General features: G+C 65.3%; 15 protein-coding genes. 7 read left to right on the plus strand and 8 right to left on the minus strand.

What is annotated here, in order from left to right:
* Positions 1-90 precede the first annotated feature (90 nt).
* Genes I6F24_RS32825 through I6F24_RS32845 form a run of 5 tightly spaced genes read right to left on the minus strand, consistent with a single transcriptional unit; the run spans position 91 to position 4,150 of the window.
* The gene (locus I6F24_RS32825) at positions 91-1,236 is read right to left on the minus strand and encodes an acyl-CoA dehydrogenase family protein (protein WP_225150758.1); all 1,146 of its coding nucleotides are present in this window, start codon (positions 1,234-1,236) and stop codon (positions 91-93) included.
* Between the two features lie 13 nt (positions 1,237-1,249).
* Positions 1,250-2,077: an SDR family oxidoreductase gene (locus I6F24_RS32830; protein ID WP_225150760.1), complete on the minus strand. Its 828-nt coding sequence runs from the start codon at positions 2,075-2,077 to the stop codon at positions 1,250-1,252.
* A 20-nt stretch (positions 2,078-2,097) separates the two neighbouring features.
* On the minus strand, positions 2,098-2,508 hold the full coding sequence (locus tag I6F24_RS32835; RefSeq protein ID WP_057027456.1) for a MaoC family dehydratase: 411 nt from the start codon (positions 2,506-2,508) through the stop codon (positions 2,098-2,100).
* Positions 2,505-2,960, minus strand: a complete 456-nt coding sequence (locus tag I6F24_RS32840; RefSeq protein ID WP_109141709.1) for a MaoC family dehydratase N-terminal domain-containing protein — start codon at positions 2,958-2,960, stop codon at positions 2,505-2,507. The genes I6F24_RS32835 and I6F24_RS32840 overlap by 4 nt, the downstream gene beginning before the upstream one ends.
* Positions 2,961-2,968: 8 nt before the next feature.
* Positions 2,969-4,150: a lipid-transfer protein gene (locus I6F24_RS32845; RefSeq protein ID WP_225150762.1), complete on the minus strand. Its 1,182-nt coding sequence runs from the start codon at positions 4,148-4,150 to the stop codon at positions 2,969-2,971.
* 88 nt (positions 4,151-4,238) lie between these two features.
* Here I6F24_RS32845 and I6F24_RS32850 point away from each other — a divergent pair, with 88 nt between their 5' ends.
* Together I6F24_RS32850 and I6F24_RS32855 are read left to right on the plus strand one after the other, a co-directional pair.
* Complete coding sequence (locus tag I6F24_RS32850) at positions 4,239-4,976, plus strand: TetR/AcrR family transcriptional regulator (RefSeq protein ID WP_225150764.1); 738 nt, start codon at positions 4,239-4,241, stop codon at positions 4,974-4,976.
* Complete coding sequence (locus I6F24_RS32855) at positions 4,973-6,529, plus strand: long-chain fatty acid--CoA ligase (RefSeq protein WP_225150766.1); 1,557 nt, start codon at positions 4,973-4,975, stop codon at positions 6,527-6,529. Before I6F24_RS32850 ends, I6F24_RS32855 begins: the two co-directional genes overlap by 4 nt.
* Positions 6,530-6,651: 122 nt before the next feature.
* Here the strand turns inward: I6F24_RS32855 and I6F24_RS32860 are convergent, their stop codons facing one another.
* Positions 6,652-7,593, minus strand: coding sequence for an SDR family oxidoreductase (locus I6F24_RS32860; RefSeq protein ID WP_225150768.1), 942 nt, complete (start codon positions 7,591-7,593; stop codon positions 6,652-6,654).
* Between the two features lie 72 nt (positions 7,594-7,665).
* Between I6F24_RS32860 and I6F24_RS32865 the strand changes: the two genes are divergently transcribed.
* Positions 7,666-8,322 carry a TetR/AcrR family transcriptional regulator gene (locus I6F24_RS32865; protein ID WP_225141040.1) on the plus strand — a complete coding sequence of 219 codons (657 nt, stop codon included), beginning with the start codon at positions 7,666-7,668 and terminating at the stop codon, positions 8,320-8,322.
* A 118-nt stretch (positions 8,323-8,440) separates the two neighbouring features.
* Positions 8,441-9,118, plus strand: coding sequence for an alpha/beta family hydrolase (locus I6F24_RS32870; RefSeq protein ID WP_057027800.1), 678 nt, complete (start codon positions 8,441-8,443; stop codon positions 9,116-9,118).
* A 3-nt stretch (positions 9,119-9,121) separates the two neighbouring features.
* On the opposite strand, the gene I6F24_RS32875 is transcribed toward I6F24_RS32870, so the two are convergent.
* The gene (locus I6F24_RS32875; RefSeq protein ID WP_225141035.1) at positions 9,122-10,096 is read right to left on the minus strand and encodes a ketopantoate reductase family protein; all 975 of its coding nucleotides are present in this window, start codon (positions 10,094-10,096) and stop codon (positions 9,122-9,124) included.
* Positions 10,097-10,247: 151 nt separating this feature from the next.
* Between I6F24_RS32875 and I6F24_RS32880 the strand changes: the two genes are divergently transcribed.
* Positions 10,248-11,051, plus strand: a complete 804-nt coding sequence (locus I6F24_RS32880) for an enoyl-CoA hydratase-related protein (protein WP_225141033.1) — start codon at positions 10,248-10,250, stop codon at positions 11,049-11,051.
* A gap of 3 nt (positions 11,052-11,054) precedes the next feature.
* On the opposite strand, the gene I6F24_RS32885 is transcribed toward I6F24_RS32880, so the two are convergent.
* Positions 11,055-11,327, minus strand: coding sequence for a hypothetical protein (locus tag I6F24_RS32885; protein WP_225113683.1), 273 nt, complete (start codon positions 11,325-11,327; stop codon positions 11,055-11,057).
* 112 nt (positions 11,328-11,439) lie between these two features.
* On the opposite strand from I6F24_RS32885, the gene I6F24_RS32890 reads away from it, so the two are divergent.
* Positions 11,440-12,807 carry an FAD-dependent oxidoreductase gene (locus I6F24_RS32890; RefSeq protein ID WP_225141031.1) on the plus strand — a complete coding sequence of 456 codons (1,368 nt, stop codon included), beginning with the start codon at positions 11,440-11,442 and terminating at the stop codon, positions 12,805-12,807.
* Between the two features lie 30 nt (positions 12,808-12,837).
* Positions 12,838-13,842 carry an ABC transporter substrate-binding protein gene (locus I6F24_RS32895; protein WP_225141029.1) on the plus strand — a complete coding sequence of 335 codons (1,005 nt, stop codon included), beginning with the start codon at positions 12,838-12,840 and terminating at the stop codon, positions 13,840-13,842.
* The last annotated feature ends 153 nt before the right edge of the window (positions 13,843-13,995 follow it).

A 13,995-nucleotide genomic window follows, 5' to 3' on the forward strand; every position in this document is an offset into this window, starting at 1 on the left:
ATACGGTGAGAGACGGACCTGTGGAGAGGCTCTCTCACCCGATCGCTACGCGATCGACCTCTCCCCGCAAGCGGGGCGAGGTGGAGCGCCTCACAGCGACCGCGCGATCAAGAGCTTCATGATCTCGTTGGTGCCGCCATAGATCTTCTGGATGCGGGAATCGATGAAGATGCGCGAGATCGGGTATTCCTGCATGTAGCCGTAGCCGCCGAACAGCTGCAGGCATTCGTCGGCGGTCTCGACCTGCTTCTCCGAGCACCAATATTTCGCCATCGATGCCGTCACGGTATCGAGGTCCTTGGCGACCAGGCGCTCGATGCACCAATCGACGAAGACGCGCGCGATCATCGCCTCGGTCTTGCGCTCGGCCAGCGTGAAGGCGGTGTTTTGGAAATCCATCAGCGGCTTGCCGAACGCCTTCCGCTCTTTGGTGTAGTCGGTGGTGAGCTTGACCGCGCGCTCCATCGAGGCGACGGCGCCGACCGCGAGCGCAAGGCGTTCCTGCGGCAATTGCTGCATCAACTGGACAAAACCCTGGCCCTCCTCCTTGCCGAGCAGGTTTTCCGGCGGCACGGTCACGTTGTCGAAAAACAGCTCCGAGGTGTCGGAGGCGTGCAGGCCGATCTTGTCGAGGTTGCGCCCACGCTTGTAGCCGTCCGCGCCCGCGGTCTCGACCACGATCAGCGAAATGCCTTTGGCACCTAGCTCGCCGGTGCGCGCGACCACGATGACGAGATCGGCGGCCTGGCCGTTGGTGATGAAGGTCTTCTGGCCGTTGATGACGTAGGAATTGCCCTGCTTCTTCGCCGTGGTCTTGACAGCTTGCAAGTCCGAGCCGGTGCCGGGCTCGGTCATGGCGATGGCGCCGACCACCTCGCCGGACGCCATCTTCGGCAGCCAGCGCTTCTTCTGCTCCTCCGAGCCGTAGTTGAGGATGTAATGTGCGACGATGGCGCTGTGCACGGAGACGCCGGTGGTCAGCTCCGGCACCGTGCTTTCGAGATCGTCGAGCACGGCGGCGTCATAGGCGAAGGTCGCGCCCAGGCCGCCATATTCCTCCGGCACGCTCGCCAGCAGCGCGCCCATCTCGCCGAGCCCGCGCCAGGCGAAGCGGTCGACCATCTTCTGCTCACGCCACTTCTCGGCATGCGGCGCCAGGTCCTTGGCGAGATATTTGCGGAACTGGTCGCGGAAGACGTCGAGCTCTTCGGTCATCCAGGAGGATCGATAATGCATCAGCGCCTCGCTCTCAGACAATCAGGCCGCCGCCGGCGACGACCACCTGACCACTGATATAATTGGATTCCGGACTGCAGAACAGATAGACAGCGTCGGCCGCCTCTTCCGGCGTACCGCCGCGGCCGAGCGGGATCATGCGCGACATGGCTTCCAGCATGTGCGGCTGCACGCCGACCTTGATGTCCCGGCCGGCGACGTCGATGGTCTTCTGCTGTGCCTCGATCGGCTGGGTCAGGCGGGTGTTGATGAGGCCGAAGGCGACGCAATTGACGTTGACCTTGTAGCGGCCCCATTCCTTGCACATGGTTCGGGTCAGTCCGATCAGCGAAGCCTTGGCCGAGGAATAGCTGGCCTGCCCGGCATTGCCGTAGAGACCTGCGATGGAGGAGATGTTCACGACCTTGCGGAAAACCTCGCTTCCCTCTTCAGCCTCCTTCCTGGAGAAGACGCGGATCGGCTCGGCGGCCGCGCGCAGGATCCGGAACGGCGCGACGAGGTGGACGTCGAGCATGGCCTGGAACTGCTCGTCGGTCATCTTCTGGATGGTGGAGTCCCAGGTATAGCCGGCATTGTTGACGATGATGTCCAGCCCGCCGAACTTGTCCAGCGCGGCGCCGACGAAGCGATCGGCGAAGCCCGCCTCGGCGACGCTGCCGTTCACGGCAGTGGCATTGCCGCCGAGTGCCTCGATCTCCGCGACCACGGCGTTGCCGGGCTCGGCATCAAGGTCGTTGACGACCACCCTGGCGCCTTCGCGCGCCAGCTTGAGTGCGATCGCGCGCCCGATGCCGCGGCCTGAGCCGGTGACGAGCGCGACCTTTCCCTGCAGTTTTGTCATTTGAATGAGTCCTCTTGCTGTCACAGCGCGACGACGGCGCTGCCTTCGAGCTTGACCTCGCCGCGATCGTCCTTGGTGGTGAGCGCGAGCCTTGCGCGACGCTCGCCGTCCTCGACGAAGAGCTCGGTCACGGTGCCTTCGCAAGTGAGCTTGGCGCCGAGCTGAGTGATCGAGACGAACCGGGTCGCAAAGCTGCGGAGCTTCGACGGCGGCACCACATCCGTCAGCGCCTGCCCAAGACAGGCCATCACCAGCATGCCGTGGGCGAACACATCGGGAAATCCGGCGGCCTTGGCGAAGTCGATGTCGACGTGGATCGGATTATGATCGCCCGATGCGCCGCAATAGAGCGCGAGCGTGTGGCGGGTGATCGGCGGAAAGACCTTGTGGACGATGCGGTCGCCGGCCTTGATGTCTCCGGATGCCGTCATGACGCCGCCTCGTTGCGCACGACGATGGTGCGCGCGGTATCGGCGACATGCACGCCGTCCTGATTGGTCACCTCGCATCGGATGCCGATCAGCGTCATCGCGCCGCCCTTCTTGTCCGTTACGCTGGTTACGCGCGGCCGAAACGTCAGGGTGTCGCCGACCAGAACCGGCGCGTGATAGGCGAAGCTTTGCTCACCATGCAGCACGCGGGACAGATTGATGCCGAGCGCGCTGAACATTTCGAAGGGATCGTCGATGTCCATCATCTCCAGGCAGAACAGATAGGTCGGCGGCACCGGCATGCCGGTGAACCCGGCCGCCCGGGCAGCATCCGCATTGCGGTAGACCGGATTCTGTTCACCCAGCGTGTTGAGGAAGTAGCGGAGACGGCCGGGCTCCACGCGCGCGGTGACCGGCGTGAAGCTGCGCCCTACGGCGGACTGGTCGACCATGGCCGATATCAGTGCCGCTTGTAGAGCGTGACGACGCAGGCGCCACCGAGGCCAAGATTGTGCTGAAGTGCGACCTTGGAACCCTCGACCTGCGTGGCGCCGGCGGTGCCGCGCAGCTGCCGCGTCAGCTCGTAGCACTGCGCAAGCCCGGTGGCGCCGAGCGGATGTCCCTTGGACAGCAATCCGCCGGACGGATTGGTCACGATCCGGCCGCCATAGGTATTGGCGCCGTCATTGATGAACTTGCCGGCTTCACCCTCGCCGCAGAGGCCGAGCGCCTCGTAGGTGATGAGCTCGTTATGAGCAAAGCAGTCGTGCAGCTCCACCACGTCGAGATCGCCGGGGCCGATGCCGGCGCTCTCATAAACCCGGCTGGCAGCCTCTTTTGCCATGTCGTAGCCGACCAGCTGCATCATGTCGCCGGCCTTGAAGGTCGAGGGCGTATCGGTGGTCATGGCCTGCGCCGCGATGCGTACTTCTTTGCCGATGCCATGCTTGTCCGCAAACCGCTCGGAGACCAGCACGGCGGCGGCGCCGCCGCAGGTCGGCGGGCACGCCATCAGGCGCGTCATGACGCCGGGCCAGATCACCTGGTCGTTCATTACGTCGTCCGCCGTGACTTCCTTGCGGAAAAGCGCGAGCGGATTGTTCTTCGCATGTCGGCTCGCCTTGGCGCGCACCTTGGCGAAGGCGTCGAGCGGCGTGCCGTATTTCTTCATGTGGCTGAGCCCGGCGCCGCCGAAATAGCGCAACGCCAGCGGAATGCCGGGGGCGTCGATCAGCTGGTCCGCAGCCGCGTCGAACTCCTCGAACGCGCTCGGGCGATCGGCATAGACGCTGCCGAGCGCGCCGGGCTTCATCTGCTCGAAGCCGACCGCCAGCACGCAATCCAGCGCCCCGCTTGCGATCATTTGCCGCGCCATGAACAGCGCGGTCGATCCGGTCGAGCAATTGTTGTTGACGTTGACGATGGGGATGCCGGTCATCCCGACGGGGTAGAGCGCGCGCTGCCCGCAGGTGGAATCGCCATAGACGTATCCGACATAGGCCTGCTCGATCTTCTCGTAGCCGAGGCCGGCATCGGCGAGCGCGAGCTTGACGGCTTCCGTTCCCATCTCGTGATAGGGGGCGCTGGCGCCCGGCTTGGCAAACGGAATCATGCCGACCCCGGCGACGACCACGTCAGACATCGCTTCCTCCCAATAAATTACCCGTTGGACTTTTTCTTACCCGTGGGTAACATATCGTCCGATTTCCACCAGAGTCAACCGATCGGCCATGGATTCAGCGCCGCCCGCTCCGCCGTCATCGCCTTCGCCCTGGCTGCCGTTCGAGAGCCGGCGCCGCGCCCGCGACGAGAAGCGCGAGGCGGTGCTGCGCGCCGCGGTGCAGCTGTTCCTGGAGCAGGGCTATCATCGCGCAACGCTGAACGAGGTTGCGGACCGGCTGAACATCACCAAGCCCGCGCTGTACAATTACTTCCGGGGCAAGGACGAGATCCTGTTCGAATGCTGGTCGATGGGCGCCGAACTCGTCGACGGCGTGATCACGGAGATCAACGCCGGCGGCGGTTCGGGTCTCGCCAAGCTGCGCAAGCTGGTGCACGCCTATGCCGAACTGATGGCGACCGATTTCGGCGCGAGCCTGGTGCGTTTCGATTTGCGCGATCTGGCCGAGCGGAACGCCGGTGTCGCACGCGCCGCCAAGAGGCGGATCGACGCCACCTTCCGGCGATACATTACTGCAGGCATTGCTGACGGTTCGATCAGGCCTTGCGATCCAAAGCTTGCAGCCTTCGCGATCGCGGGTTCGCTCAATTGGATCGGCCATTGGTATCGACGGGAGGGCAAGCTGTCGCCGACCGCGATCGCCGACGAGTTCACGGTGCGGCTGACGGACGGCCTGGCGGCCGAGGTTCGGCTGCAAATGACAAAGAAGACGCCGAGGGCGCCGCAAGGGCGCAACTCAGGACGCAAAGCAACAGGGAAGAAACGCACGGGAGGAGGAACGGGATGAACATCACGCACGGCCTGCGCAGGGCGCTGCAGATCAATCCGAATGGGCTGGCGACCGTTTATGGCCAGCGGCGGCGCAGCTGGGGCGAACTCGGCGAGCGCGTTACACGGCTGGCCGGCGGCCTGCGCACGCGCGGCGTCGGGAACGGCGACCGTGTTGCGGTGCTGTCCTTCAACTCGGACCGCTATCTCGAGCTCTATCTGGCGACCGGCTGGGCGGGAGGCGTGATCGTGCCGCTCAACATCCGCTGGAGCGCGCTGGAGAACGAGGATGCGCTGCGCGACTGCCGCGCGTCCGTTCTGCTGGTCGACAAGGCCTTTGCGCAGGTCGGCGCGCAGCTCGCCGGCGCCATTCCGGGGCTGAAGCTGATCTATGCCGACGATGGCGAGGCGCCGGCGGGGATGGAGAGCTATGAGGCTTTGGTTGCGGGCAGCGCTCGGGTGCCCGACGCCATGCGCAAAAGCGACGATCTCGCCGGCATCTTTTACACCGGCGGCACCACCGGCCGTTCCAAAGGCGTGATGCTCAGTCACCAGAATCTGATGGCCAATGCGCTCAACGCACTCGGCGAAGGCCTGTTTCCGGCAAGCGCGATCTATCTGCATGCGGCTCCGATGTTTCACCTTGCCAACGGGGCGGCGATGTATTCGCTGCTGCTCTCCGGCGGCTCGAACGTGATCGTTCAGGGCTTCACGCCCGAAGGCGTGATGGCTGCGATGCAGAACGAGCGCGTCACAGACGTGCTGCTGGTGCCCACGATGATCCAGATGTTCGTCGATCACCCCGCGATCGGCAAATACGACCTCTCGTCCCTGAAGAACATCATCTACGGGGCCTCGCCGATCAGCGAGGCGGTGCTCGACCGTGCCGCGCGCGCACTGCCGCATGTCCGTTTCACGCAGGCCTACGGCATGACAGAATTGTCGCCGATCGCGACGCTGCTGCATCCCGACGAGCACATCGGGGAGGGGCGCGGGAAGGGGCGCCATCGCGGTGCCGGCCGTGCCACGCTCGGTTGCGAGGTGCGGATCGTCGACGAGAACGACCAGCCGCTGCCGGCGGGCGCCGTCGGCGAGATCGTGGTGCGCGGCGACACCGTGATGATGGGCTATTGGGAGCGGCCGGAGGAGACCGCGCGCGCCGTCGTCGACGGCTGGATGCACACGGGCGATGGCGGCTACATGGACAAAGATGGGTTCATCTATGTCGTCGACCGCGTCAAGGACATGATCATCTCGGGCGGGGAGAATGTGTACTCGGTCGAGGTCGAGAACGCGCTGGCGCAGCATCCGTCGGTGCTGCAATGCGCCGTGATCGGAATTCCCAATGAGCAATGGGGAGAGCAGGTCCATGCCGTCGTGGTCAAACGCAGCGGCGTAGAGGTTTCGACCGGCGAGCTGATCGAGTTCACGAAGACGTTGATTGCCGGCTACAAATGTCCGCGCAGCATCGAGATCACCGAGACGCCGCTGCCGTTGTCCGGTGCCGGCAAGGTGCTGAAGCGCGAGCTGCGCAGGCCGTTCTGGGAGGGGCGGGAACGGCGGGTCAGCTGACGGCTCCCGCGCGTTACGGCCTGCGCGCCGAGGACGCGCGAAGATTGATGTTTTCCAGATCGTGGTCGCGCGGATACGCCCACCGGGATCGCCATGAACTGTGTTTTCAGGCTGCGTCCGATCTAGCCATGAGCCGTCTTGCCGCCGTCGATCACGAACTGGCCGCCGGTCGTGTAGGGATGATCGTCGGAGGCCAGCACCAGCGCAAAAGCCGCGATCTCCTCAGGCGCTGCCACGCGCTGTAACCCCGGGACGTTGGATTTGGCCCATTGCGCGATGCCGATATGCCAGGCCGCATCGGGCAGGCCCTCCATGCCGGCGAGCCGGCGGATCATCGGGGTGTCCGTGGTGCCGGGGATCAAGGTGTTGATGCGGATGCCATGCTTTGCGTAGTCGAGTGCCGCGGCCTGCACCAGGCCGACCAGTCCCCGCTTGGCAGCCGAATAGGCCGAGCGCTTGGCCGACGTCGCAATGGCGTTCGACGAGGAGGTGACGACGATCGATCCGCCTTTCTCCAGCATGTGCGGGATTTGATATTTCATCGACAGGAACACGCCGCGCAGATCCGTGCCGATCACGTCGTCGAATTCGGCCGCGCTGAATTCATGCAGCGGCTTCTCGATGGAGATGCCGGCATTGTTGAAGGCGACGTCGAGCCGTCCGTAGCGCGCGATGGTCGTATCGACCAGCGCCTTCACCTCGGATTCGTGGCGCAGGTCGGCGCGAATGAAGACGGCCTCGCCGCCGGACTCGCGCACCTCGGTCTCCACCTGCTTGCCACGGTCGGTGTTGCGCCCGCAAAAGGCGACGCGGCCGCCCTCGGCGGCGAACATCAGCGTTGCGGCCCGCCCGATTCCGGAGGTGCCGCCCGTGACGATGACGACCTTGCCCGCGAACCTTTGCTTGCCGCTCGGCTTTTGCTGCGGCAGCGCCGCGCCCTGGCCGAGCGCCACGCCGCCGGCGAGGCCGCCGACGGCACCTGCGAGCATGCCGAGGGCCGCGCCCCCGACCAGATGACGCCGCTTTACGGGATGGCTCGCGGTGATATTCTGCATTTCGGTCATTTCGAACTCCGGTCCGCTCAATCTGAACAGTGTTAAGATAGATATGCTGCAATCTGAACAGTGTCAAGTTACATGAAGAAACGGCCCCCCGCCGCCAAGCGCAGCACCGCTCCGACCCAGGCAAAGCCGGAGGTCGGATACCATCACGGCGAATTGCAGGAGGCGCTGATCGCCGCGAGCGAAGCCATTCTCGCCGAGCAAGGCGCGGAAGCCTTCACGCTGCGCGAAGCCGCACGCCGCGCCGGCGTTTCGCCGGCCGCGCCATCGCATCATTTCGGCAACGCCCAGGGCCTTCTCACCGAAGTGGCGATCCGCGGCTACGACGCGCTTGCCGGCGCCTTGCGCGAGGCGGCCTCCGCCAAGCAGGGCGTCCGCGACAAGCTCCACGCCCAGGGACTTGCCTATGTCGATTATGCGTTGAGGCATCCCGGCCGTTTCCAGATGATGTTTGCCAACAAGCGGCTGGTTGCCGACGATGCGCGCCTGAAGCAGGCGAGCAGGGCCGCCGGCCATGCGTTCGAGGTCGTCGTCGCCGAGCTGACCGGCGGCACCGCGAAGGAGGCGAAGACGGCGGCTGCGGCGGCCTGGTCCACCGTTCACGGCTTTGCCAAGCTTGCGCTCGAGGAGAAATTCGGCTCTGTGAACAATGAGGCCGGACGCCGCGAGATCATGATGACGCTCGATCAGGTCCTGAACTATCTCTGGCCCGCGAGCGGCACGCGCCAATAGAGCATGATCCGGAAAAGTGCGAAGCGGTTTTCCGGAAAGATCATGCGCGAACAACAACCTGAAGCGCGATGACGTTCATCCAGATCTCATCGCGCTTTAGATGCAAATCGAGGCGGTCATGACGGGCAAGACGACAGAGCTCAAGTTCGACATCGAGCGCATCGGCACGGTCTCGGCGATCCTGACGCAGCCGACCCACGCGCGCGCCTGCTACGTCCTGGCGCACGGCGCCGGCGCAGACATGCGGCATTCCTTCATGGAGAAGGTTGCAGCCGGCCTTGCCGAACGCGGCATTGCGACGTTCCGCTTCAATTTTCCCTACATGGAAGCGAAGAAGGGACGTCCTGACCCGCCCGCAATCGCACACGCGAGCGTGCGCGCCGCGGTCGCGGAGGCGGGGCGGCTCTGCCCCGGGCTGAAGCTCGTTGCCGGTGGAAAATCATTCGGCGGCCGCATGACCTCGCAGGCGCAGTCGAAGTCGCCGCTCCCCGATGTCAAAGGGCTGGCCTTCCTCGGCTTTCCCCTCCATGCTGCCAAGAAGCCGTCGAGCGAGCGCGCCGAGCACCTCGCTGCAATCGCGATTCCCATGCTGTTCCTGCAAGGCACACGCGATGAGCTTGCCGATCTTGCCCATCTCGAGCCCGTCATCGAGCGGCTCGGGCGTAAGGCGACGCTGCATGAGGTCGCAGGCGGCGACCATTCCTTTGCGGTGCTCAAGAAATCCGGCCGTAGCAATGACGAGGCGCTCAACGAGGTGCTGGACACGCTCGCGGCCTGGATCGATGCGCTCGCCTGAGGCTCACGCGGAATAAAGCCCCTTGTCGCGCGCCTTCTGGATCGCGAGCGCGGCGATCAGGTCGAGCGTAGGTGTCGACAGGCCGGCGGTGCGCGCGAAGGCCTGGGGCGCCTTCACCAGCACGTCGATCTCCATGGCGCGGCCGAGCTCGTAATCCTGCAGCAGCGACGGCTTGTGGTTGGGGGCGGGGCCGCTGCGGCTGGCGCGCTTGACCTCGGGAATGAAGTATTGGGCGATCGCGTTGGCTTCGTTCAGCATACGCGGAATCACCTCCGTGAAGGCGGGGTCGTCGCGCACGCCGCGCGCGGTCTGGCCGGTGAGCAGGCACAGCACCGACAGCGACATGTTGGTCAGCAGCTTTGACCAGATCGCCTCGCGGATCTCGGCGACCGGCGGCGATTCCAGCCGCGCATCGTTGAAGACGCCGCGCAGCCTGGTGATGCGCTCGCAATTGCGGTCGTCGCATTCGCCGATCAGGAGGCGGTTGCGGTCCGGCGTCAGGTTCTGCACCACGCCGGGCGCGATCACCTCGTTGGAGGAGAAGATCACGCCGCCGACGATCCGCTCCTTCGGGATGCAGGCGCGCAGGCGTCCGCCGGGGTCGAGGAATGAAATGTCCGGCGGCGTCGGGTGCCGCGGCGGCAGGCCGATGCCGTACCACCAGGGAATGCCGTTTTGGGCGAACACGATCGCAGTATCGTCCTGGAGCAGCGGCTTGATGCTGGAAACCAGTCCCTGAAGCGCCGTCGCCTTCAAGGTCGAGATCACGACGTCCTGCGGGCCGAGCTGGGCCGGGTCGCCTGACGCGTTCACCTTGGCGCCGACCTCGGAATCGCCGACGCGCAGCTTGAGCCCACCCGCGCGGGCCGCCTCCAGATGCGCGCCCCGCATCACGCAGCTGACCTCATGGCCGGCGCGCGCCAGCCGTACCGCAATGTGGCTGCCGACGGCGCCTGCGCCGAAAATGCAGATGCGCATATTGATATCCCGTATCCATCCCGTGGTGTCGCCCGCAGCCAGCATGACACAAGCCGCCATGCGATGGACGCGGCCGCCCTACGCCGGAAAGATATGGATCAGGGCACGCGCGCTCGGCCATAGTGCGCGGCAAACAACCGGAGGACCGCCGATGACTGCCAGCCCCGTCCTGTGGAGCCTCGATGAACGCGGGGTTGCGACCGTCACGTTGAATCGGCCGGAAGTCAACAATGCCTATGACGGCGCGCTGATCTCAGGCGTGCTCGCGGCCATGGACGACCTCGGCAGCAAGCCCAATTTGCGCGTCGTCGTGCTCCGGGGCAACGGCAAGCACTTCCAGGCCGGCGCCGATCTCAAATGGATCAACAGCGTGCGGCCGCAATCGCGCGAGGCGAACGAGGCAGCCTCGCGGGCGACGTTCGAGGCCGTGCAGCGGCTCAACACTTTGCCGCTTCCGACCGTCGCGCTGGTGCAGGGCGGCTGCTTCGGGGGCGGCACCGGCGTCATCGCGGCCTGCGATGTCGTGATTGCAGCGGACAACGCCCTGTTCTCGATCACCGAGGTGCGCTGGGGCCTGACCGCGGCGATCATCATCCCGCAGCTCTGCGATGCCATTAGTGTACGGCAAGTCCGCCGTTACGCGCTGACCGGCGAGCGCTTCGGCGCCGAAGACGCCCGCCGCATCGGCCTCGTCCACGAGGTGGTGCCGCTCGCCGATCTCGAGGCTGCAGGCGCCAAGGTCGTCGAGCAGCTGCTCGCCAACGGACCGGAGGCCATGGCCGAAACCAAGCGGCTCGCGCTGGAGAGCTCGTTCGGCGGCATGGCCGTGGACGATGCTGCCTACACGCGGCTCGTGGAGCTGCATTCGCTCAAGCGCCAGAGCGCGGAGGCGGCGGAGGGACTGGCCTCCTTCGCCGAGAAGCGGGCGGCGAATTGGGGCAGTGGCAAAGGTTAGGCGTCAGCAGCCGCGGCAGATGTTGTTGATGCTGCGGTAGACGGCGTCGTCGTCCTGCCGCAACTGGCGCAGCGTGTCGAGCGTCGTGCTCTCAGCCGCCGGCGTGGCCGGCTTGCGCTTAGCCGACAGGTCTTCCTCCTGCCGCTTGTAGCAGGCCTCGCGATCGGGCTTGGCGGGGATGAAGCGGCAGTTTTGCTCCACGGCCGAGGCGGGAACGGCCGAGATCGCGAGGGCGATAGAAGCGGCGAAGCAGTATCTGACGATGATCGAATCCATGCCTGCACTTGTCTCAGGTCCACCGTTAGCGAGCAACCGCGATCTTGCGGGCATGAGGACCGCCGGCTAAGCCGTGATCCAGTTCGAACCAGATTCCGGGAAGGAACGCGCCATGTGGGCCACGACGATCGACGAACCAGCGCGCAAAGTACCGCTCTATGGCGAATATGAAGTCGTCGTGCTCGGCGGCGGGCCGGCCGGCATCGTGGCGGCAGCCGCAGCGGCGCGCGCGGGGCGGAAGACGCTGCTGATCGAACGTTACGGCTTTCTCGGCGGCATGGGCACAGCGGCCGGCGTCACCAATTTCTGCGGCCTGCACGGCAATGTCCATGGCGAGCACCGGCGGCTGGTGCAGGGGCTCGCCTCGGAGCTGCTGGCGCGGATCGATCGCTTGAACGGCCTCAACGCGCCGCATCTGATCCTCGGCAAGGTTTTTGCCCAGGCCTATGACACCGCCGCCTACAAGATCGCGGCCGACCAGCTGCTCGCCAGCCATAAGGTGAATATGCTCTTCCACGCCCTCGGCGCCAGCGTCGTGATGGCCGATGAGCGCCGCATCGACGCGATGCTGATCGAGACCAAGGCCGGCCGGCAGGCGGTGCGCGCGGAGATCTTCATCGACTGCTCCGGCGACGGCGATCTCGCCGTGTGGGCCGGCGCGCCGTTCGAGATCGGCGACGAGCATGGCCATCCGCTCTACCCCTCGATGATGCTCCGTCTCAACGGCATCGATCCCGCAAAGGCCGGCGAGGCCTGGCGCACCATTCCGCAATTGATGGAAAAGGCCGTAGCGGCCGGCACGCACAGGTTTCCGCGCAGAAGCGCGATCGTGCGGCCACAGAAATCCGGCATCGAATGGCGGGTGAACTTTACGCAGGTGGCGCGCGAGGACGGTCATGCCATCAACGGCATCGAGCCCGACGATCTCACCCGCGGCGAGATCGAAGGCCGCAAGCAGGCGCTCGCCGCGTACGAATTCCTGCGCAGCACGGTGCCCGGATTTGAGAAGTCCTACATCGTCGACCTGCCGCCACAGCTCGGCATCCGCGAGACCCGCCGCATCAAGGGTGGCTACCAGCTCAGCGGCGAGGACGTGCTCGGCTGCGCCTCGTTCGCGGATTCCATCGGCGTCAACGGCTGGCCGATCGAGGCCCATGTGCCCGGCGACGTCGTCTTCACCTTCCCGCCGATCCCGGAATCGCGCGGCTATAATGAGCTGCCTTACCGGATGCTGGTCCCTGAGGGCGTCGACAATCTCCTGGTCGCCGGCCGCTGCGCCTCGATGACCCACGAGGGCCAGTCGGCCGCCCGGGTCTCCGGTGCCTGCTTCGCGATGGGTGAAGCCGCCGGTTCCGCCGCCGCGCTGGCGCTGTCCGGAAACCGGATTCCACGCGAAATCCCCATTGAAAAGTTGCAGGAAACGTTGAAACAACAGGGCGCCTTCATCGGACGGGATCAGGCGGTGCCCGAAGGCCTGTAACGCACTGCAAGACAAAGCGGAGGAAACGGGATGATCGGGATTGCGCGGCTCGCGGTAGGGGGCCTGATGGCGATCATGGCTATGGGCACGGCACGGGCCGAGGATGTGCCGAAAGCCAGGATCGGCGTGCTCCGCCTGTCTTCGTCGGCCCCGGTCTTCATCGCGCTGGACAAGGGCTATTTCCGTGAGGCCGGGTTGGAGGTCGAGCTGAAGTTCTTCGACGCAGCGCAGCCGATTGCGGTCGCCACCACCTCGGGCGACGTCGATTTCGGCGTCACTGCCTTCACCGCCGGGCTCTACAATCTCGGCGGCAAGGGCACGCTGAAGGTGATCGGCGGCATGAGCCGCGAGAAGCCCGGCTACCCCCTGATCGGCTATTTCGCCAGCAACAATGCCTATGCGAGCGGCCTGAAGACGCCGAAGGACCTCGCCGGCAAGCGTGTGGCGATGACGCAGGTCGGATCGAGCTTCCATTATTCGCTCGGCCTGCTCGCCGACAAATACGGCTTCAAGCTGGCGGACGTAAAGATCGTGCCGCTGCAATCGCTGTCGAATGCCGCCGCCGCGCTCAAGGGCGAGACCGTCGATGCCGCGTTGCTGCCGATCTCGACTGCGCGAAAGCTGATGGACGAGGGCGGCGCGAAATTCCTGGGCTGGGTTGGTGACGAGACGCCGTGGCAGCTGGGCGCGGTATTCGCCGCGCCGAAGACGTTGGCCAACAAGGCGCTGGTGACGAAATTCCTCGGCGTGCTCGCGAAAGCCGACCGCGAATATCACGACGTCATCCTTGCCGCGATGAAGGACGGTGTCGCCCCGATCAACGACAAGACCAGGCCGCTGCTGGAGATCATCGCAAAGTACACCAACCTGCCGGTCGAGCAGGTGGTCGGCAACTGCGCCTATATCGATCCCGACGGCAAGCTCGACGTGAAGAACGTCGACAACCAGATCAAATGGCTGCAGGAGCAGGGCTTCGTCGACAAGGGCTTTGATGCGGAAGCGATCATCGCGAAGGAATTCGTGAAGGTGGATTGATGCTGATTGTGCAAACTCCCGCGGCAGGCGATCTGCCACCCTCCCCTGGAGGGGGAGGGTCGATCGCACCGGCGATGCGCAGCATCGTCCGGAGCGAGCGGGGCGGGGTGAGCCACGGCGGTGGTCTATCTGTCGCTTGCTCCGACCATTCGC

The sequence above is a fragment of the Bradyrhizobium sp. BRP23 genome, assembly GCF_020194135.1.
GTDB classification, from domain to species: domain Bacteria; phylum Pseudomonadota; class Alphaproteobacteria; order Rhizobiales; family Xanthobacteraceae; genus Bradyrhizobium; species Bradyrhizobium yuanmingense.

Coding starts and splice junctions, on each gene's coding strand:
- I6F24_RS32890 (WP_225141031.1), top strand. CDS start 11,440: ATGTGGGCCACGACGATCGACGAACCAGCGCGCAAAGTACCGCTCTAT.
- I6F24_RS32850 (WP_225150764.1), top strand. CDS start 4,239: ATGGATTCAGCGCCGCCCGCTCCGCCGTCATCGCCTTCGCCCTGGCTG.
- I6F24_RS32875 (WP_225141035.1), bottom strand. CDS start 10,096: ATGCGCATCTGCATTTTCGGCGCAGGCGCCGTCGGCAGCCACATTGCG.
- I6F24_RS32870 (WP_057027800.1), top strand. CDS start 8,441: ATGACGGGCAAGACGACAGAGCTCAAGTTCGACATCGAGCGCATCGGC.
- I6F24_RS32860 (WP_225150768.1), bottom strand. CDS start 7,593: ATGACCGAAATGCAGAATATCACCGCGAGCCATCCCGTAAAGCGGCGT.
- I6F24_RS32830 (WP_225150760.1), bottom strand. CDS start 2,077: ATGACAAAACTGCAGGGAAAGGTCGCGCTCGTCACCGGCTCAGGCCGC.
- I6F24_RS32845 (WP_225150762.1), bottom strand. CDS start 4,150: ATGTCTGACGTGGTCGTCGCCGGGGTCGGCATGATTCCGTTTGCCAAG.
- I6F24_RS32840 (WP_109141709.1), bottom strand. CDS start 2,960: ATGGTCGACCAGTCCGCCGTAGGGCGCAGCTTCACGCCGGTCACCGCG.
- I6F24_RS32895 (WP_225141029.1), top strand. CDS start 12,838: ATGATCGGGATTGCGCGGCTCGCGGTAGGGGGCCTGATGGCGATCATG.
- I6F24_RS32880 (WP_225141033.1), top strand. CDS start 10,248: ATGACTGCCAGCCCCGTCCTGTGGAGCCTCGATGAACGCGGGGTTGCG.
- I6F24_RS32865 (WP_225141040.1), top strand. CDS start 7,666: ATGAAGAAACGGCCCCCCGCCGCCAAGCGCAGCACCGCTCCGACCCAG.
- I6F24_RS32835 (WP_057027456.1), bottom strand. CDS start 2,508: ATGACGGCATCCGGAGACATCAAGGCCGGCGACCGCATCGTCCACAAG.
- I6F24_RS32825 (WP_225150758.1), bottom strand. CDS start 1,236: ATGCATTATCGATCCTCCTGGATGACCGAAGAGCTCGACGTCTTCCGC.
- I6F24_RS32885 (WP_225113683.1), bottom strand. CDS start 11,327: ATGGATTCGATCATCGTCAGATACTGCTTCGCCGCTTCTATCGCCCTC.
- I6F24_RS32855 (WP_225150766.1), top strand. CDS start 4,973: ATGAACATCACGCACGGCCTGCGCAGGGCGCTGCAGATCAATCCGAAT.